The sequence below is a fragment of the Salegentibacter haimaensis genome (assembly GCF_054121495.1).
On sequence record NZ_JBSYGH010000001.1, the window covers coordinates 665983 to 684272 of the forward strand.

16 protein-coding genes and 1 tRNA gene are annotated in these 18290 nt (G+C 40.5%); 13 read left to right on the plus strand and 4 right to left on the minus strand.

Annotation, left to right across the window (positions count from 1 at the left end):
• Positions 1 to 27: 27 nt before the first annotated feature.
• The 3 genes from porM to ACW6QP_RS03170 all read left to right on the plus strand — a co-directional run bounded on the left by porM (position 28) and on the right by ACW6QP_RS03170 (position 3654).
• Positions 28 to 1566, plus strand: a complete 1539-nt coding sequence (porM, locus tag ACW6QP_RS03160) for a type IX secretion system motor protein PorM/GldM (protein ID WP_457909381.1) — start codon at positions 28 to 30, stop codon at positions 1564 to 1566.
• A 15-nt stretch (positions 1567 to 1581) separates the two neighbouring features.
• Positions 1582 to 2475 carry a type IX secretion system ring subunit PorN/GldN gene (gene porN / locus ACW6QP_RS03165; RefSeq protein WP_457909382.1) on the plus strand — a complete coding sequence of 298 codons (894 nt, stop codon included), beginning with the start codon at positions 1582 to 1584 and terminating at the stop codon, positions 2473 to 2475.
• Positions 2476 to 2559: 84 nt separating this feature from the next.
• Positions 2560 to 3654, plus strand: coding sequence for an NAD(P)/FAD-dependent oxidoreductase (locus tag ACW6QP_RS03170; protein ID WP_457909383.1), 1095 nt, complete (start codon positions 2560 to 2562; stop codon positions 3652 to 3654).
• Here the strand turns inward: ACW6QP_RS03170 and ACW6QP_RS03175 are convergent.
• Positions 3611 to 3997 (minus strand): DUF983 domain-containing protein, encoded by a 387-nt coding sequence (locus ACW6QP_RS03175; RefSeq protein ID WP_457909384.1) that lies wholly within the window; start codon positions 3995 to 3997, stop codon positions 3611 to 3613. The two genes, ACW6QP_RS03170 and ACW6QP_RS03175, sit on opposite strands and share 44 nt — an antisense overlap.
• A 54-nt stretch (positions 3998 to 4051) precedes the next feature.
• Here ACW6QP_RS03175 and ACW6QP_RS03180 point away from each other — a divergent pair, with 54 nt between their 5' ends.
• The 10 genes from ACW6QP_RS03180 (at position 4052) to ACW6QP_RS03225 (ending at position 14834) form a co-directional block, all read left to right on the plus strand.
• Complete coding sequence (locus ACW6QP_RS03180) at positions 4052 to 5971, plus strand: ABC-F family ATP-binding cassette domain-containing protein (protein WP_457909385.1); 1920 nt, start codon at positions 4052 to 4054, stop codon at positions 5969 to 5971.
• A gap of 51 nt (positions 5972 to 6022) precedes the next feature.
• Positions 6023 to 7165 (plus strand): efflux RND transporter periplasmic adaptor subunit, encoded by a 1143-nt coding sequence (locus tag ACW6QP_RS03185; protein ID WP_457909386.1) that lies wholly within the window; start codon positions 6023 to 6025, stop codon positions 7163 to 7165.
• The gene (locus ACW6QP_RS03190; protein WP_457909387.1) at positions 7162 to 10368 is read left to right on the plus strand and encodes an efflux RND transporter permease subunit; all 3207 of its coding nucleotides are present in this window, start codon (positions 7162 to 7164) and stop codon (positions 10366 to 10368) included. Before ACW6QP_RS03185 ends, ACW6QP_RS03190 begins: the two co-directional genes overlap by 4 nt.
• Positions 10352 to 11311, plus strand: coding sequence for a TolC family protein (locus ACW6QP_RS03195; RefSeq protein WP_457909388.1), 960 nt, complete (start codon positions 10352 to 10354; stop codon positions 11309 to 11311). The genes ACW6QP_RS03190 and ACW6QP_RS03195 overlap by 17 nt, the downstream gene beginning before the upstream one ends.
• The gene (locus tag ACW6QP_RS03200; protein WP_457909389.1) at positions 11301 to 11684 is read left to right on the plus strand and encodes a TolC family protein; all 384 of its coding nucleotides are present in this window, start codon (positions 11301 to 11303) and stop codon (positions 11682 to 11684) included. The genes ACW6QP_RS03195 and ACW6QP_RS03200 overlap by 11 nt, the downstream gene beginning before the upstream one ends.
• A complete protein-coding gene (locus ACW6QP_RS03205; RefSeq protein WP_457909390.1) occupies positions 11681 to 11863 on the plus strand; it encodes a CPXCG motif-containing cysteine-rich protein in 183 nt (60 codons plus the stop codon). The genes ACW6QP_RS03200 and ACW6QP_RS03205 overlap by 4 nt, the downstream gene beginning before the upstream one ends.
• Positions 11864 to 11982: 119 nt before the next feature.
• Positions 11983 to 12055 (plus strand) — tRNA-Met (locus ACW6QP_RS03210).
• A 349-nt stretch (positions 12056 to 12404) separates the two neighbouring features.
• A complete protein-coding gene (locus tag ACW6QP_RS03215; protein WP_457909391.1) occupies positions 12405 to 12881 on the plus strand; it encodes a hypothetical protein in 477 nt (158 codons plus the stop codon).
• 751 nt (positions 12882 to 13632) lie between these two features.
• Positions 13633 to 14145: a hypothetical protein gene (locus ACW6QP_RS03220; RefSeq protein WP_457909392.1), complete on the plus strand. Its 513-nt coding sequence runs from the start codon at positions 13633 to 13635 to the stop codon at positions 14143 to 14145.
• A complete protein-coding gene (locus tag ACW6QP_RS03225; RefSeq protein ID WP_457909393.1) occupies positions 14139 to 14834 on the plus strand; it encodes a nucleotidyl transferase AbiEii/AbiGii toxin family protein in 696 nt (231 codons plus the stop codon). Before ACW6QP_RS03220 ends, ACW6QP_RS03225 begins: the two co-directional genes overlap by 7 nt.
• Before the next feature lie 215 nt (positions 14835 to 15049).
• On the opposite strand, the gene ACW6QP_RS03230 is transcribed toward ACW6QP_RS03225, so the two are convergent.
• The 3 genes from ACW6QP_RS03230 to ACW6QP_RS03240 form a co-directional block, all read right to left on the minus strand.
• Positions 15050 to 15730 carry a hypothetical protein gene (locus ACW6QP_RS03230; RefSeq protein WP_457909394.1) on the minus strand — a complete coding sequence of 227 codons (681 nt, stop codon included), beginning with the start codon at positions 15728 to 15730 and terminating at the stop codon, positions 15050 to 15052.
• Between the two features lie 86 nt (positions 15731 to 15816).
• Positions 15817 to 16353 carry a BfmA/BtgA family mobilization protein gene (locus tag ACW6QP_RS03235; RefSeq protein ID WP_457909395.1) on the minus strand — a complete coding sequence of 179 codons (537 nt, stop codon included), beginning with the start codon at positions 16351 to 16353 and terminating at the stop codon, positions 15817 to 15819.
• 1325 nt (positions 16354 to 17678) lie between these two features.
• Positions 17679 to 18272: a hypothetical protein gene (locus tag ACW6QP_RS03240; protein WP_457909396.1), complete on the minus strand. Its 594-nt coding sequence runs from the start codon at positions 18270 to 18272 to the stop codon at positions 17679 to 17681.
• Between the last annotated feature and the right edge of the window lie 18 nt (positions 18273 to 18290).

Sequence of the window (18290 nt, forward strand, 5' to 3'; positions counted from 1 at the left end):
AAACCAAAAAAACAAACTAATTAGCTTATGGCGTCTGGAAAACAATCCCCAAGGCAGAAGATGATAAACCTGATGTATCTGGTTTTCATCGCTATGATGGCCCTTAATATGTCTAAAGAGGTGCTTACTGCCTTTGGACTTATGAATGAAAAATTAACCGAAAATACCCAAACCACCGCTCAGCGAAACAGTGCGTTTATGGCCGGGCTTGCTGAAAAAGCAACCGAGCAGCCGGCTAAATACTCTCCTCTTGTAGAGAAAGCCGAGCAAATCGATGAGTTGTCTTCAAATCTGGATTCTTATATAGAAAATATTAAAAGCGAGCTTTTAGCTTCTGTAAATGATCCCCGCGATTATGAGACCATGGATAAATCTGTTACTATGGATGAAATGTTCTTCCAGAGTGGTAGAGTAAATCCAAGAGGACAGGAATTTTTAGATCAAATAGAAGCCTACCGCGAAGGTGTTGCTTCTACTATTGAAGAAGATTTTCCTGATATCGCGCAAAAGGTTAGAAATGAATTTGCCACTAATCCTGAAGAAACCCGCGATGGAATAGAAAAATCCTGGTTGGAATATCACTATCAGGGATATCCTTTAATCGCTTCGGTAACCAAGCTTACTCAGTTACAATCTGATATCAAGAATACAGAAAATCAGATTTTATCGGCAATGCTTTCTGGTCAACTTCAAAGTGAAGTTTCTCTTACGAATTATGAGGCAATCGTAATTCCCGATAAAACTGCATTTTTTAGCGGGGAGAACTTTACTGGTACTGTAGTACTCGGTAGAGTTGACCCTACTTTGAAATTTGAAAACGTAATCATCAACGGAAACGAAGTGGAATCTACCCAGGCCGGGCAGGTAAAACTTAATTTCCCTGCAGGTAATGTAGGGGAGAACGAGGTTACCGGTGAGCTTCAATTTAGAGAAAGTGACTCTATAGTAAAGATCCCGGTTAGAAGTTCTTATGCTGTAATTCCAAAACCGAATTCAGCAGTAATTTCTGCCGACAAAATGAACGTGGTATACCGTGGGGTTCAAAACCCAATGACTATATCTATTCCTGGAGTAGGAAACGTTTCTGCTAACGCACCCGGGTTAAGACCTGCAGGTGGAGCTGGTAGCTATGTTATGGATGTTACCACCTTACAGGCCAGAGAGGTTACCATTAACGTAAGCGGAAAATTACCCGGTGGTGAATCTGTTTCAGACAGCAAAACCTTCAGGGTAAAAGATATTCCAAGACCTTCTGGTACAGTTCGTGGAGAAGATGGTTCGGTCAAAATGCAAAGAAATGCATTGGAGATCTCTACCATTGGTGCCACTTTACCCGATTTCGATTTCGACCTGAATCTAAACGTAACCGGTTTTAGCTTTAAAGTACCGGGGCAGCCAACTGTTCAGGTAAATGGCAGCAGACTTGACGATAGGGCCAAGGCAGCGCTTAGAAGAGCCGGAAGAGGTGAAACTGTACAGATTTTTGATATTCAGGCAAGATTGGCCGGGAATTCAAGCTATATGCTTAAGAAAGTAGCTCCTGTAGTAATTGAGCTTACTAATTAATAAAATTTAATAACGATGAACTGGAGAGGATTTTTAGTATTTGGAGTGAGTTTATTGTTTGCCGGGCAAAGCATTGCGCAAACCAATATTCTTAACGCCAAAAAGCCGGAAGATATAGGGAAACCTACCCGGGCCCAGCAGGAAAATGTCATCAAAGACAAGCCTCTTGAATATGGATATGTTGAAGAAAGAGATATTCTTTGGTCTAAAAATGTATGGGAAATCATCGATCTTGATGAGAGGGTGAACTTTCCGCTTTACTATCCTATAGATACCAATAATATTGGTTCCTCCAGACGCTCTTTGTATGATGTTTTGATGAAAGGCATTAAAGAGGGTAAAATCGAAAATATCTATACCGATTCGTATTTCACAGAAAAGCGTACCCTGAAAGATATCGAGGCTACCATTTCTAAAGTAGATACTACAGATCTTGGGATCGAGCAGTATAATGCCGGAGAGCAGGTAGATCCGCAATTTATAGATCGTAGAGATCTTAGCGCGGCCGATATCGCCGAGTACCACATTCGCGGATTATGGTATTTCGACAAGCGCCAGGCCGAATTAAAGTATCGTATCTTAGGGATCGCCCCGGTGGCCCCCGATGTGAACTTTATCGATTCAGGACAAACCGATTTGGTTGAACTGTTCTGGGTTTGGTTCCCCGATGCCCGCGAATTGCTGCACGAAAACCACGTGTATATGGGAGGAAGTACCGCCCAAACTATTTCGTTTGATCACCTGCTGAATGCCCGGCGTTTTAACGGGATCATTTATAAGGAAGATAACGTGCAGGGAGATCGTCAAATCAACGATTATGTAGTAGACAATGCCTTTATGCAGCTGCTGGAATCGGAACGGATAAAAGAACAAATTCGAAATTTCGAACAGGATATGTGGAATTATTAATTTCCCTCGTTCAGAATATTTTAAAAGCGCCCAATTTGGGCGCTTTTTTTATTTTATAAAATTTATTTTTGACAAAAGCTTATTATGATCGATTCTATAGTGGTTGGCCTTGGCTTGAGCGGACTCGCAGTTTGTGAAAGCCTGGAAAGAAACAACAGGGAGTTTGTAGTTTTCGACGCCGATGCCAATGCAGCTTCAAAGGTTGCAGCGGGGATTTTTAATCCCGTTATCCTTAAACGGCTTAAACTGGCCTGGGACGGCAAAAGGCAATTTGAAACAGCCCTTGATTTTTATGAAAATCTGCAAGCCAAATTAGAGGTGAATTTTATTCATAGGCGGGAAATTTATAGGAAATTTCATTCTGTTGAAGAACAAAACAACTGGTTTGAAGCTTCAGATAAACCCGGCCTGGGCGAGTTTTTGGATGATAAAATCGAGCATAGGGTAAATTCAAATCTTAAAGCCGATTTTGGCTTCGGAAGGGTAAAAAATACAGGCAACCTGGATACCGTTTTAATGCTGAACAGCTATCGCCGTTATATGCTGGAAGCCGGGAAACTCCAGGAGGAAATTTTTGATCATAATTCGTTAGAAATCACAGCAGATTTTGTGAAGTATAATGGCATTAAAGCCAGGAATCTGATTTTCTGCGAAGGTTTTGGATTATCGAAAAACCCGTTTTTTAATTATTTGCCGCTTCAGGGGAATAAAGGGGAGTATATTGTAATTGCTTCCGAAGAATTGAAATTAGAACAGGCGGTAAAATTCTCAAATTTCATCATTCCGCTTGGTAATGATCTTTATAAGGTTGGGGCAACCTACGATCCCAGAGACAAAAAATTTAATACTACTGAAGCCGCCAAAGAAAAGATCCTGGGTCAATTAAAAGAATTTCTGAAATGCGATTTTCGGGTGGTGGGCCAGGAGGCGGGAATACGCCCAACAACAGGCGACAGGCGACCATTTGTGGGCCGGCATCCCGAGCATAGAAATTTATTTATTTGCAATGGTTTTGGCAGTCGCGGGATCATCATGGCGCCAAGCCTGGCGAATTATTTGTTTAATAGCATCGAGAAAGAAGAATCCCTGCCTGAAGAGATCGATATTAAGCGATTTCAAAGACGCTTCGAAAAACTTAAGAATGCGCCTTCGAAGGGTCGTAATGCAGGAAGAAATTAATCCAGATATTCCTGGATAAACGCATAATTACCGGGCCAAAAACTATTAGAGTTCCCATAATGGCAAAAAAGGTAGCTACCAGGCCCAGGCCGAGAAACAGGTGGCTTATGATGAAAGCCGCTACTGCAAAGGCCACTCCCACAGCATAACTCACATACATCGCCCCATAAAAAAAGGAAGGCTCAATCTTATATTTCACCCCGCAATTCGAACAACGCTCGTGCATTTTGAAAATTCTGGTGAGTTTATAGGGGTTGGATTCGAGGTACATACTCTCCTGCTGACAAACCGGGCAGGTACCGGTAAAAATTGAGTATAATTTCGTGCCTTTCAGGAACTTCATAGCATTTTTTTAGCACCGTAAATTTAGGCATATTTGCAAAAATTTTAAAGACTAATGCTGAACATTCATAATTTGTCGGTTTCTTTCCAGGGAGAATATTTGTTTGAGGAAATTGGATTTCGATTGGGAGCCGGCGATAGAGTTGGATTGATTGGAAAAAACGGGGCCGGAAAGTCTACTTTGCTGAAAATTCTTGCCGGGGAGCAGGAATACGACTCGGGACAAATTGCCAAAGAAAAAGATATCAAAATAGGTTTTCTTAAGCAGGATATCGATTTTGTGCAGGGGAGAACCGTACGCGACGAAGCCCAACAGGCTTTTGTTGAGATTAAGCGTATGGAAAAACAAATTGATGAAATTAACCATCAATTGGCCACCCGAACCGATTATGAGAGCGATTCCTATACCCAGCTTATTCAGGATCTCAGCGAACTTACCCATCAGTTTGAAATTATTGGAGGGTATAATTACCAGGGGGATACCGAAAAAGTGCTTCTGGGGCTCGGATTTAACCGCGAGGATTTCGATAAAATCACCGATACATTCTCAGGGGGTTGGCGTATGCGTATAGAGCTGGCCAAAATTTTACTTCAGAATAACGATATCTTACTGCTCGATGAGCCTACCAACCACCTCGATATTGAAAGTATTATTTGGTTGGAAAGTTTTTTGAATAATTACTCAGGTAGCGTGGTGATCGTATCTCACGATAAGATGTTCCTGGATAATGTGACCAACCGAACTATTGAAATTTCATTGGGTCGCATCTACGATTTCAAAAAGCCTTATTCCCAGTTTTTGGTACTCCGCAAGGAGTTAAGGGAGAAGCAAATCGCTTCGCAAAAGAATCAGCAAAAAGAAATAGAGCAAACCGAAAAACTGATTGAAAAATTCAGGGCTAAAGCATCAAAGGCCTCGATGGCTCAATCGCTTATCAAAAAACTGGATAAGATTGACAGGATTGAAGTTGATGAAGACGATAACGCGGTAATGAATATCACCTTCCCGGTTTCTGTACAACCCGGTAAGGTGGTTGTTGAAGCGCAAAAAATAAGCAAAAGTTACGGCGATCTCCAGGTTCTAAAAGATGTAAATCTTTTTATAGAGCGGGGTAGTAAAATCGCCTTCGTAGGACAAAACGGACAGGGGAAATCTACCCTGGCCAAAATCATTACCGGGGAGATCTCGCATAAAGGAGAACTCAAACTGGGGCACAATGTTCAGTTGGGTTATTTTGCACAGAATCAGGCCGAGTATCTCGACGGGGAGAAAAGTGTTCACGAGATCATGATAGATTCAGCAAATGAATCGAACCGAAGTAAGGTGAGAGATATGTTGGGGTCATTCCTGTTTCGCGGGGAAGAAGTAGATAAGAAAGTAAAGGTGCTTTCGGGTGGGGAGCGAAACCGCCTGGCACTATGTAAACTTTTGCTTCAGCCGTTTAATGTGCTGGTAATGGATGAGCCTACTAACCACCTCGACATTAAATCGAAAAATGTATTAAAGGAAGCTTTGAGTAGATTTGAAGGAACTTTGATCATCGTTTCTCACGACAGGGATTTCCTGCAGGGGCTCACCAATAAGGTTTACGAATTCAGAAATAAGAAAATAAAGGAATATCTTGGCGATATAGATTTCTATTTGGACCAGCGCAAGATGGAAGATATGCGTGCGGTAGAGAAGAAAACCGAGGTTGCGAAGGTGAAAGAAGATAAAACTGCTTCGAAAGGGCAGTTGAGTTACGAGCAGCAAAAGGAATTAAAATCTTTGAATAACAAACTCAGCACTACCGAGTCTAAAATTTCCAAACTCGAGAAGGAGATAAAGGAAGAAGACGTTGCCCTGGCTACTAATTATGAAGAAACCATGGCAAAGAATAATTTCTTTGAAAACTATTCAAAAAAGAAAAAAGAGTTGGAAAAATTGATGTTGCGCTGGGAAGAAATTCAGGAAAAACTGGAAGCTTTTAATTAAATCTTAACTTGCATTAAACTATTTGGGCAAATTTAAGTCCTAGGACCACGTATGAATACTAGAAAAATCGTTCTCTCCATCCTTGGAGTATTGCTCATCGCAGGCGCACTTTTTGGTGCCAAGCTTATAATAGACAGCAATGTTAAAGAAGTACCCGAGGTAAATAAAACCGTAAAAAGCGTCTTCGTAGATACGGTTGAAAATCGGCTTGTGCCTATTGTGGTTCCTGCCAATGGTAACCTAACAGCGCTGAATCGCACCGAAATTTTTTCTGAAGTTGAAGGGGTTTTTAGCGGAAGCAGCAAGGCTTTCAGGCCCGGCCAAAAATATTCGCGGGGACAGGTCCTGCTCAGAATAAATGCCGACGAATATAGAGCTACGGTGCTTTCTGCCAAAAGTGATCTATATAACTCGATCACCGCCATAATGCCCGATTTGCGATTCGACTATCCCGATATTTATGAAAAATGGCAAAGCTATTTACAGAATTTCGATGTAAACAAGGCGGTGCCTCCACTTCCGGAGACTGAGAATGACCAGGAAAAATTCTTTATTACCGGCCGCGGAATCGTTTCTGCCTACTATAACATAAAAAATATGGAAGAGCGGCTGGGCAAATTCGTGATAACCGCGCCATTTAACGGGGTTTTAACCGAGGCCCTGGTAAATCCCGGAACACTGATAAGACCCGGCCAGAAACTGGGAGAATTTATAGACCCGGGCGTGTATGAACTGGAAGTGGCAATTCCGAAGAAATTCAGCAATTTGCTGGTAGAGGGCGAAGAGGTAAGTATGTATAGCCTGGATTCGCAGGAAAAATATGTGGGTAAAGTAAGCCGAATTAACAGTAGGGTAAATCAATCTACCCAGAGCATACAGGTATTTATTGAAGTTGAAAACGAAAAGCTTAGCGAGGGAATGTACCTGGAAGCCCGTCTTAATGCAAAACAGGAAGAAAATGCCATTGAAATTCCCAGAGAATTGCTGGTAGATCGCTCAAAGGTCTATATAGTTCGGGATAGTCTTTTAGACCTGGTAGAAGTAGAGCCGGTTTATTTTGGAGATTCACGGGTGGTTATCAAAGGCCTGGAAGACGGTACTTCGATTTTATCGGCTACGGTGCCGGGTGCCTATTCGGGTATGCTGGTAAAAGTAGAGGGAGAAAAAGAAATCACAAATAGCAGCGCCGAGTGAGAGGATTAATCAATTATTTTATTCGTTACAGCGTTGCAGTAAATGTAGTTATTATTGCTTTTATCATATTTGGGATCGTTGGGATTCTTAATATGAAATCTTCTTTCTTTCCCCTTGAAGATTCCCGAATTATCAACATCAACATCGCCTATCCGGGTTCTGCACCCGAAGAGATCGAAGAAGGGATCATCCTTAAAATCGAAGACAATCTCAAAGGTCTTGAAGGCATAGACAGGGTAACATCGGTTGCTCGTGAAAGCGGTGGCTCAATTACGGTCGAGATCGAAATGGGCGAGAATATAGACGTGATGCTTACCGAAGTTAAAAATGCGGTAGATCGCGTTCCCACTTTTCCCGGCGGAATGGAACCCCTGGTGGTAGCCAAGCAGGAAAGGGTTCGGGAAACCATCAATTTTGCTATAAGTGGCGATAATGTACCGCTAGCTACCCTGAAGCGAATAAGCCAGCAAATAGAAAACGATTTACGAATGCTCGACGGCGTTTCGCAAATTGAAATTTCCGGCTTTCCTGAAGAGGAAATCGAGATCTCGGTAAGCCAGAACGATTTATTGGCCTATAATCTCACCTTTGAAGAAGTGGCCCAAAGAGTGGGCGCTTCCAATATTTTAACTACCGGTGGGACCATAAAAACCCAGGCCGAAGATTATTTGATTCGCGCCAATGCCCGTTCCTATTATGCCGATGCTTTAAATGATATCGTACTGCGTGCCGACCCGGGAGGCCAGGTAATTCGCCTGGGCGATATCGCAGTGGTAAGAGACCAGTTTTCTGAAACTCCTAATGCGCTTTATTTCAACGGAAATATTGCCGTAAATGTCGGGATTAGCAACACCAATTCTGAAGACCTGCTTTCTACAGCCGCGAAAGTCAATGCCTATATTGACGATTATAATGCAAAAAGCACCAATATCAAACTCGATGTAGTAAGCGACAGTTCGATAACCCTGGGTCAACGTACCAAACTTTTAGTGGAAAATGGGGTAATGGGGATGGTCCTGGTATTGTTTTTCCTTTCCTTATTTCTGAATACCCGTCTTGCCTTCTGGGTGGCTTTTGGATTGCCTATCGCTTTTCTTGGGATGTTCATCTTTGCCGGAAGTATGGGAGTGACCATCAACGTGCTTTCGCTTTTTGGAATGATTATCGTAATCGGGATTCTGGTAGATGACGGGATTGTAATTGCCGAAAACATTTATCAGCATTACGAAATGGGGAAACCCCCGTTTAAGGCGGCTATAGATGGAACTATGGAGGTTGTACCTCCAATTTTATCGGCGATCACCACCACGGTTTTGGCCTTTTCGACCTTTCTTTTCCTCGATAGTAGAATTGGAGAAATCTTCAGTGAAGTCTCTACGGTGGTAATTTTAACCCTGGTCGTATCGCTTGTTGAGGCGCTTATCATTTTACCGGCGCATATCGCCCATTCAAAAGCTTTAAAAAGAGAGCAGGAGAATGGAGAACAGAAGAAACGCGGAATGAGGCGCTTTTTCAGTAAAATGAGAGAGATAAACCATTATGGGGATAAGGTAATGCGCTTTTTACGCGATAAATTTTATAGTCCCATACTTAGGTTTACCCTGAATCAGCAAATTTTATCCCTGGGAATTTTATCGGCCGTGCTAATCCTAACTTTTGGAGCTATTGGCGGGAATTGGATTCGGGTAACGCTTTTTCCCAGTATTGCCAGCGACAGGGTGAGCATAGATCTTTTGATGCCTGAAGGCGTAAACCCCCAACGCACCGATTCGATCATCACTATGGTCGAGGCTGCTGCCTGGAGGGTAAACGAAGATTTTACGGCGCGCCAAACCGACAACAAACAGGTAGTTGAAAATATCATAAAACGTGTGGGGCCGGGTAATAATAAGGCCTCACTTCAGGTGAATCTGCTTCCGGGCGAGGAGCGTGATTTTAGCTCTCCTGAAATTACCAATGCGATTCGCGATGAAGTAGGGCCGGTATTTGGAGTGGAAAACCTCACTTTTGGCTCGGGAGGAAATTTTGGAGGTTCCCCGGTTTCAGTTTCTCTTTTAGGGAATAACCTGGCCGAACTGGAAGCCGCAAAGGAGGAGCTAAAGACGAATTTTGAGAACAATCCGCTGCTGAAGGATGTAAACGATAATGATCCCAAGGGAATTAAAGAACTCAATGTAAAGCTGAAGAGTTCGGCCTTTGCACTCGGCCTGGATCTTGGTGAGGTCATGCGGCAAATTCGAAACGCGTTTTTTGGAACCCAGGCGCAACGTTTTCAACGGGGACAGGATGAAATTCGGGTTTGGGTAAGATACGATCTTGCCAATCGAAGTTCGATAAATGACCTCGACGACCTTAGAATTGTAACCCCTTCAGGAAATAGAGTTCCTTTTGCTGAAATCGCCGATTATGAAATTATAAGAGGAACCGAATCTATTTCGCATCTTGACGGGCTTCGGGAAATACGGGTAAATGCCGATATGGAAGACCCAAATGGCTCTTCAACCGATATTCTTGCCGATATTCAGGAAAATGTTATGCCCGAAATTCTGGCAAAGTATCCGAGTATCGCGGTTTCCTACGAAGGTCAAAACAGAGAGGCCGGAAAACTGGCAAATTCAGCAAAAGCGGTTTTGCCCATAGTGTTATTTCTTATTTACGCCACGATCGCCTTTACCTTCAGAAGTTATAGTCAGCCGTTTTTATTGATGATTATGATCCCTTTTTCTGTAATTGGAGTAGCCTGGGGGCACTGGTTTCACGATTTCCCTATAAATGTGCTTTCGGCGCTGGGAATTATTGCCCTGGTAGGAATTATGGTGAACGATGGGCTGGTGCTTATTAGTAAATTCAATAGCTACCTGCGGGAAGGTATGGAATTTAAAACCGCCCTTTATGAGGCCGGAAGGGCCAGGTTTAGAGCGATCTTCCTTACCTCTCTTACCACTATTGCGGGACTCGCACCTCTCTTGCTTGAAAAAAGCCGGCAGGCACAGTTTTTAAAGCCTATGGCGATTTCCATTTCCTACGGGATTGCGATTGCCACGGTGCTAACGCTTTTATTATTGCCGCTTCTGCTTTCTATAAGCAATAATATCAAAACAGGTACGATTTGGCTGGCCTCAGGCAAAAAGGCATCCAGCGAAGATGTTGAGCGGGCTATTAAAGAACAAAGAGAAGAAGAATTGCATGAAGAATCGAGATAAGTTTTTCAGCATTATCCTGATTTTGATTACCGGAATACTTTCGGCTCAGGATACTTTGCTTACCAAAGAAGAAGTAATCGCGAGAGCCTTGAATGAAAACTTCGGAATACGTATAGCCAAAAACGAGGTTGAAATTGCCGAAAATAATCAGAGTATTCTCAACTCGGGTTATTTGCCGCAGGTGAGTGCCCAGGCCGGGGCAGTTTACGATCTACAGGATCGTGTGACCGAACCTGAAGGCGGCGAGATCTTTGAGCAGGAAGGCATCGAAAATAACCGCTATAATGCCGGAATCAACGTAGACTACACCCTTTTCGACGGCTTGGGCCGTCTTTATAATTTTAAGAGTCTAAAAGAGCAGTATAACCTTTCGCAGCTTGAAGCCCGGGAAACCATAGAAACCGGAATTTTGCAAATAATGAGCGTGTATTACGAGATCGCGAGGTTAAGTGAGAACATTCGGGTGCTGGAAGATGGGCTGGAGATTTCGGCCGAGCGGGTGACCAGGGCCACCTATCAGTTTGAATATGGGCAGAGCAATAACCTGGCGGTTTTAAATGCAAAAGTAGATGTGAATAACGACAGCATAGTGCTGCTGGAAACCCGGCAGCAGCTCGCCAATACCAAGCGAGATCTAAATGTGCTTTTAAACCGGCCTGTGACTGCCAGAGATTTTGAGGTAGATACCAGCCTGGGTTTTATTTCTCCATTGCTAATCGAGGAATTCGTAGGAACAGCTGAAGAAAATAACGTATCGCTTTTACAGATTGAGAGAAGCCTTGCGATTAGTGAGTATGATATTAAGGTGAGTAAATCGGGTTATTTGCCAACTGTGGGGCTAAACGGTTCTTATGGCTGGAACTGGAACAGGAGTGCGGCCACGGCTTTCTTTCCCGGCTCTTTTCAAACCACCACCGGACTTTCGGGGGGGGGTGAGCCTTAGATGGGATTTATTTGATGGCGGGGGTCGTGAGGTAAGAGTTCAGAATGCCAAAATTCGCTATGAGAATCAGGAGATTATAAGAGAACAATTACGCGCCGAGATTCGCCGAGATATAGCCAATGCCCTGGGGAACTATGAGAATAGACTTTTTATTTACAGGGTTCAGGAAGAAAACGTGGCGACCAATCGAAATAACTTTGAGCGCAGCGAGGAGCAATTCAGGTTAGGGAGAATTACGGGGCTGGAATTCAGGCAGGCACAAATTAACCTGCTCGATGCCCGAACGAGTCGCAATCTTGCAAAATACGATGCTAAGATGGCCGAGATGGAATTGCTTCAGTTAACCGGGCAGTTATTAAACGTAGAGTTATGATCGAGCATTTTTTTCAATGTCCTTATTGTTGGGAGGAGATTTCGGTATTGCTCGACCCTTCCATAAGAGAACAAGGCTACATCGAAGATTGCGAAAACTGTTGTAATCCTATCGAAATTAGTGTAGAATTCGAAGCAAATGAACTTCGGAGTTTTGAGGCGCAGAGTATAGAACAATAATTTTTTGGCATAAGCATCTGAGCTTCAGATGGCTTTAAAGCTTAAAATTTTCCTCAGAATTTTTTTCAGAAAAACTTTGGTGGGAACTTAAATTCTACCTTATATTTGCAGTCCAATATCGCGGGATAGAGCAGTAGGTAGCTCGTCGGGCTCATAACCCGAAGGTCACTGGTTCGAGTCCAGTTCCCGCTACTAGCAAAGACAAGGCTTCACAGAAATGTGGAGCCTTTCTTTTTTACAGTGGGTACAGAATAGGTACAGAATAGATCTTTTTTCGATTTGACATTTATTTTAGCTTCAACTGATATTATTTTATAGCAAGAAATTAAATTTATCCCAAATCAATTAAGACAGCTGGTTTGCTTTTAACTGAGACCTGTTCAAGTAGAACTCTAAAAACTAACTATGCGAATCGTTTTAAAAGTAATTCTGGTAATTTTTATAATCGGCATTGTTGCGTGTGGCAAGGAGGATGTAGAACCACCTGTATCCCCCTTATCTGGGATATTACAAAGTGGTTTTGTTAACTTCAGATGTAGCAATGGATATCAATCAAGATGGTAATGCTGAATATGATTTTTTTAAAGAACTGGATAAAGCCTGGTTTGAGAAAGATATGAATATGATGGGAGATCATCATATATCAATTCGGTCATCTAGTCAGGGAGCTGATGTATTATTTGTAATGAGTAATGGTATGCCTTTTGACGGATACAGACATAATTTACCGTATTTATTCATGAGATTTGGCCCCGAAGGCACTGGGAAATATTTGACAATAAAAGATGGCCAGGTGGTTTCTTTTGAGGTCCAGGATCCGCCAAATGATATAGATAGACCTGATTGTGCTGAAGCATTTCCCAGGTACACCTCTTTTAAATTTTTGGATGAGAATACTCTTGAGACCAAGATGGATCAAAAATTTTATGATGAGGAGGAAGAAGTATGGAAGGATGTTAGTCTTATCGCTGTTTTTTCAAAAATAACTGATCCTGATTATAGACCCGTAAATTATTGACCTTTCTAAAACAGGAACTATTAATATGGATTTATAGATCTTGAAAAGATATTCTGAATTAAGGTAGGGTATGTAATTAGAGGCACGATTTATTAAAAATGCGATAATTTTTAATGGAATGTGAGGGAATAAATCCTTAAACCTTACTCAAGGCAAATGTCGCTTTTTAGATTCATTTCTAAGTAAATTGAATTGAGGATTGACTTTACCACATAGTTGCGCAAGCCTTTCAGAAGCTTTTTGAGAAAAGATAGTTCCTGCTTTTACCATTTTATCAAAAATCTATAGATGCCCGTGTACTTCTACCGCTTCTTCAGTAGAGTATTTCCGTAAATTTTTACAGATCAAGAACATTTTCTTTATTGAGTATATACACTTTGCTTGAGGTTATGGAAATTGCTATTATGTCCTTTTTAACCTTCCTCTAAGATTTTTCTATAATTACTGCTGGCTGGAAAACTTCCCTGCAATTATTTCAATTATTGGACTTTACTAATACAGAAAGAAGAAATCACCTTAAAACAATTTGAGCAATATTTATCTAAAGCGGACTGAGTCCTTAAGGGTCTGGTAGATGCTTCAGATTTTAAAGTTTATAACTTCCCACTGCTTTTTTTAGACGGATATTCGATGTTTATGATGAATAGTATTTTTGATCGCAGTTCAGAAAAATACTTTTCTCAATTCGCGATTCGCGAATCGCGAATTGAGAAATAATTACTACTTTTGATTATAATTAAATAGCAGTGCTATGAAAAAACATAGCGGAATGAGACCGCACGATATAGTGATCCTTCTCAAAATTGCTGCAAAGCAAGATAGAAGTTGGTATATGAAAGATCTTTCATATGAGCTTGGTATAAGTGGTAGTGAAGTGAGTGAAAGCATTAATAGGTCGGTAATTGCAGGATTAATTTTTCCGGATAAAAAACGATTAATGAAGACAGCTATTCTAGACTTTCTTCAATATGGTTTGCCATATGTATATCCTCAGCAACCCGGAGCATTGGTACGAGGAGTTGCAACGGCACATTCGGCACCGCCCCTAAATGAGGTTATTGAAAGTCAGGAGGCCTATGTATGGCCATATGGAAAAGGAGATATACGTGGGCAATCCATTGAGCCATTACATCCAAACATACCGGAAGCATGTTTAAAAGATGAGAAGTTTTATGAGCTCATGTCTCTTTGTGATGTATTACGAGTAGGAAGAGCACGTGAAAAGAATTTTGCAATTGAAGAATTAAAAAAGCGTTTATGCTAAAGAATACTTTAATAAATCGCAAAGCTACCAGTAGGGTTGCGGTCGCATTAGGTGACCTGAATAAAGAGGTAGTTTATGTAGGCGGTGCGATGGTTAGTTTATATATAGATGATCCGGCAGCTGAAGATGTAAGACCAACAAAAGATATTGATATTACTTTAGAAATTGCAAATGTCGGAGAGCTCGAAAAACTCCGTATAGCTCTTGAAGACAAGGGGTTTGTCCAGTCTTCCGAAGATGATGTAATTTGTAGATTTCGTTTAAAGGAGATTAAAGTAGATGTCATGTCGACTACCGAAGTAGGATGGGCGCCAGCAAATCCCTGGTTTGAATCTGGATTTGAAAACTCTATAACTATAGAAATCGAAAATGTAGAGATCAGGATTCTTACCTTGCCTTATTTTTTAGCTACCAAATTTGCGGCGTTTGAAGGTCGAGGAGGAAGAGACCCCAGGATGAGTCACGATTTTGAAGATATTGTCTACCTTCTTAACTATACCTCTAATTTTAGAGAACAAATTCAGAAATCTAATCCGGAAGTTCAACAATTCCTGAAAGTACAATTTGCATCAATTCGGGAAAAGGCGAACATGCAAGAAGCTATTATTGGAAATTTATATCACGAGGACCAACAGGTGCGGTTTGATCGTATAATGAACGAGATTAAAGAACTAACTAATGGCCTTTAACGAGCTTAATAGCGTAGAACATTAAATAGTCCGCTGGACATTTAAGGAAAAAGTAGATCCTCACGGATTTAAAGCTATGATAGTTACTCCAGACCGTTATGCTTGTATGCAATAGAAAGATAATTTTGTCCGAGGTTTTAAACACCTTTCAAAAGCATAGTTTTGATTTTTACTATTGATAATAAATTTCTTTAAATAAATAGTCTTCCTAACTTTTATAACGGCTGCCCATAATTTTTATGCTTCCCAGTATACAGGTGGTCCAGATTTTGGACAAGTCGCTTAAACCTTTTAGTTTTCTCTATTTCGTCAGCCTTAAGCATCCATTTTTCTGCATAGGCTTGCCAATTGGTAATCGGTATATTTCCGTTTATTTTCCAATTTATATTTTTATAAAAATTATAAAATTCTTTAGCTTCCAATAGACTTCTATTTTTTTCTTCAAAAAACTTAAAAACTATTTGTTCATTTTTTGGACCTATACGTTTAAAAGAGTTTATAATATGTTTATCTTTTTCTTTATTAAAAGAGACCATTTTTTGAACAGGTAGTTGTTCAGAAACTGGATAGGTTCTGTTCATTTTTTGATCAGGTAGTGTATCAAATCTGGACATCTTAATGAGAGAACCAATATTTGGATTATTGGATGGACGGTATTGGAGGTATCCCCAACTTTCGAGCTCACCAAGCAGTTTGTGATAGGTAGTTCTGGAGCGTATTTTGGCCAGACCCATTACTTGTTTACTATTAAGCATTATGGTTTTGGGGAAATGCTTTTGATTCCACAGCTCAAAAAAGGCCAGATACAGGCTTCGATGCGAAGAAGTGATTCGGTCGTCCTGGGAAAATTCCCGTAGAACTCTGTTCAGATGACGTATGTAATTAACTTGACTCATTTTTTCTGGTTTTAGATTTTTAATATTCCAGATAGCTCAGATATTTGGAGATGCATGTACAATAGTTGGCACCTGATTTCTCCGGACTACTGTTTATGTACATGATATTTGGCTTTAAGCAATTGAAATTTATTGCGGGTAATATTTAATCTCAGATAAGGACGGCCCAGCGCCGGAGTGATGTATTCGGTGTTCTCGAGCAGGTTTATTAAATCTGAATTTATAGAAGAGGTCTGTTTAGGCTCTATAGTGTGAGAAGAGAGCTCATGAGCTTCCAATAGCTTATCGATATCAATAGTGGGTTTAGAAGATCCCGGCGTGGCGGTTGCTTCAAAAAGAGCTTCAAGCATTGCCTGGGTAGGTTTGGTTTGAGTTTTTTCAATATCCCTTAGGATAGCACTAAAGCCATCGATTCTTTTTTTGAGGCTGTTCTCCAGGGAACTCATATTAGGTCCCAGGTCCTGGGTAGGAGAGAGCCTGTTCTGCTCAAAAAAGTCCAACATAAGCTGGAGGCAATTAGATTGAGATTTGGCTAAAGCTCTGGCAAATTTTCTAAAACGTTTGGCCACTGAAGCTTTTATTTTAAGACCCTCAAATTTTTGATTTTTAAATTCTTTATCCATTTTTTCATAATTTTTTCCTCGTAAATACTAGGCTCCCAAAGTTTTTTATGAAAAAACTCATAACCCCCTAAGAGGGATCATTTAATTCTCTATCAAACCAAGGCAATTGATATAAAATTCAATGAAATTGTGGCCTTAACATCGCGCAGCGTGTTACCCTCTTGCTCTACATTTTTGTGCACAGCACAAAATTTTGAACCCTTCGATACCTGGCAGCTTTTGCCTGTATCGATTTTAAAATAAAAAATGGAAAGTCAAATCAGATAGCCGGAAAGTCAAAAATTTGCTATCAGATTTAAATATAAGTAATTAGAAGTGATTTTCTGAAAAATTGGCTCAAAAAAGTTCAAACAATTCTAGAGGATAGGTCCCTCTCAGAGGAGCTAAAAATTGCTTCTGGAAATACCTATAATAACTAGTAGTAGGACCTCAAACAGAACTTATGAAAAAATTGATTTACTTTTTATATCCGGAGCTTTTCCCTTTTTTGACCTATCGTTCCGATTGCAGATATGGTGCTATTTAGTGATTTCGTGAAATTTCTAATTGATTTACTTCTTATAGAGCCGTATGCTATTTCCTTTTTTGATGCAGATTCCTTACAGGATATAGAATTAGAGAGGGATTATAAAAGGGAGTGCGCAGCCGACCGGCTTATGCAGCCCGGCTAACTTCTATATCCTGTATCCTTGCATAAGAAAAAGGAATCTATGTGTGCAATTAATATCTTAGAAAGAAGAATGAGTAAATAAATACCAGGCTAAAATTTGAATATTTTAGAGTTACCCGATGTTTCGAATAAACAAATTGAAAGTAAATCTCACTAACCTGGTAATTGTCCCATTAGTTCATATAGCGCCTCATTAAAACCAAAAGACGATTCAATTGGAACCCAGGCGGACTTCATCGAAAAATTTAGAACTGGAATGTAGCGATCCGATTTTTCATCGGGTTAGCGCAATGGAAGTCTAAATTTCTTCGATGGTGTCCAAGACCTTTGTAGAGAAGCGCATTCACCGAAATGAAGCTTTAGCGGAATAAAGAGGGAATGGGCTGAACGGGTTTATAGTAAACTGCAATTAATGCCAAATGAAGAAGATTTTGCAACACTTCCAGGTAAAGACCCCAAACATATGGGGGAGGTTATAAGTTTGAAGGTAATTATTCTGAATTATTGAAAAAATTCTATACTGCCTATCGTATGGAAATTCCTAAATTATTTAAACTTTTGGTATTTAATTATTTTTTTTCCAATGGTAATACCCATCTGAAAAAACTTCGCCATTCTAGAAATACCTTATGGAGATTACTCGCAGTAAAAAATACTATTCTATAAGGAGAGTGGATGCAAAATAAAAATCCCATTTCCCGTCACCCTTCTTATAAACTTCGAGGCCTTCATAACCCTTTGAAATTATAAAGATAACAGCTCTGTTATGCGCTTTATTGAATATGGGTTGAGTGATGACCGGAAAATCCTCTGAATTTTGAAGACTTAAGTTTTTAATATTAAAATTTCTAAGATCCAGAGACCTTAAATTTTCTAATTGAGCCAACATATACTCCCTATCTTCAGGCTTAAAAACTTGCTCTGGCTGTATTTTATATTTCTTTGCAATTTCATCTTTCGACTCCTTCGATTTGGCAGTATCAGACTCTTTTTTCCATTGTGCTATATATCCTTCGTTGTACTGATTAATCATAATGCTACCCGGCTCAGAAATCACCTGAAAAGGTTTTTTATAATAAGTATTGGTATTTTGAAGAGTGCGAAAAAAAAATTCTCTTTGTGTGGTGCTTTTGGAAGCAAACGCCTCCAAAACATTATTAATCTCTGTAGAACTTGAAAGCCCAGATTGATTTTTGCAGGCAGATACAAGGAAAATTGAGATTAGAAATATGATTTTTATTCCTAGCATCCGGTATTTTTGTTAAAT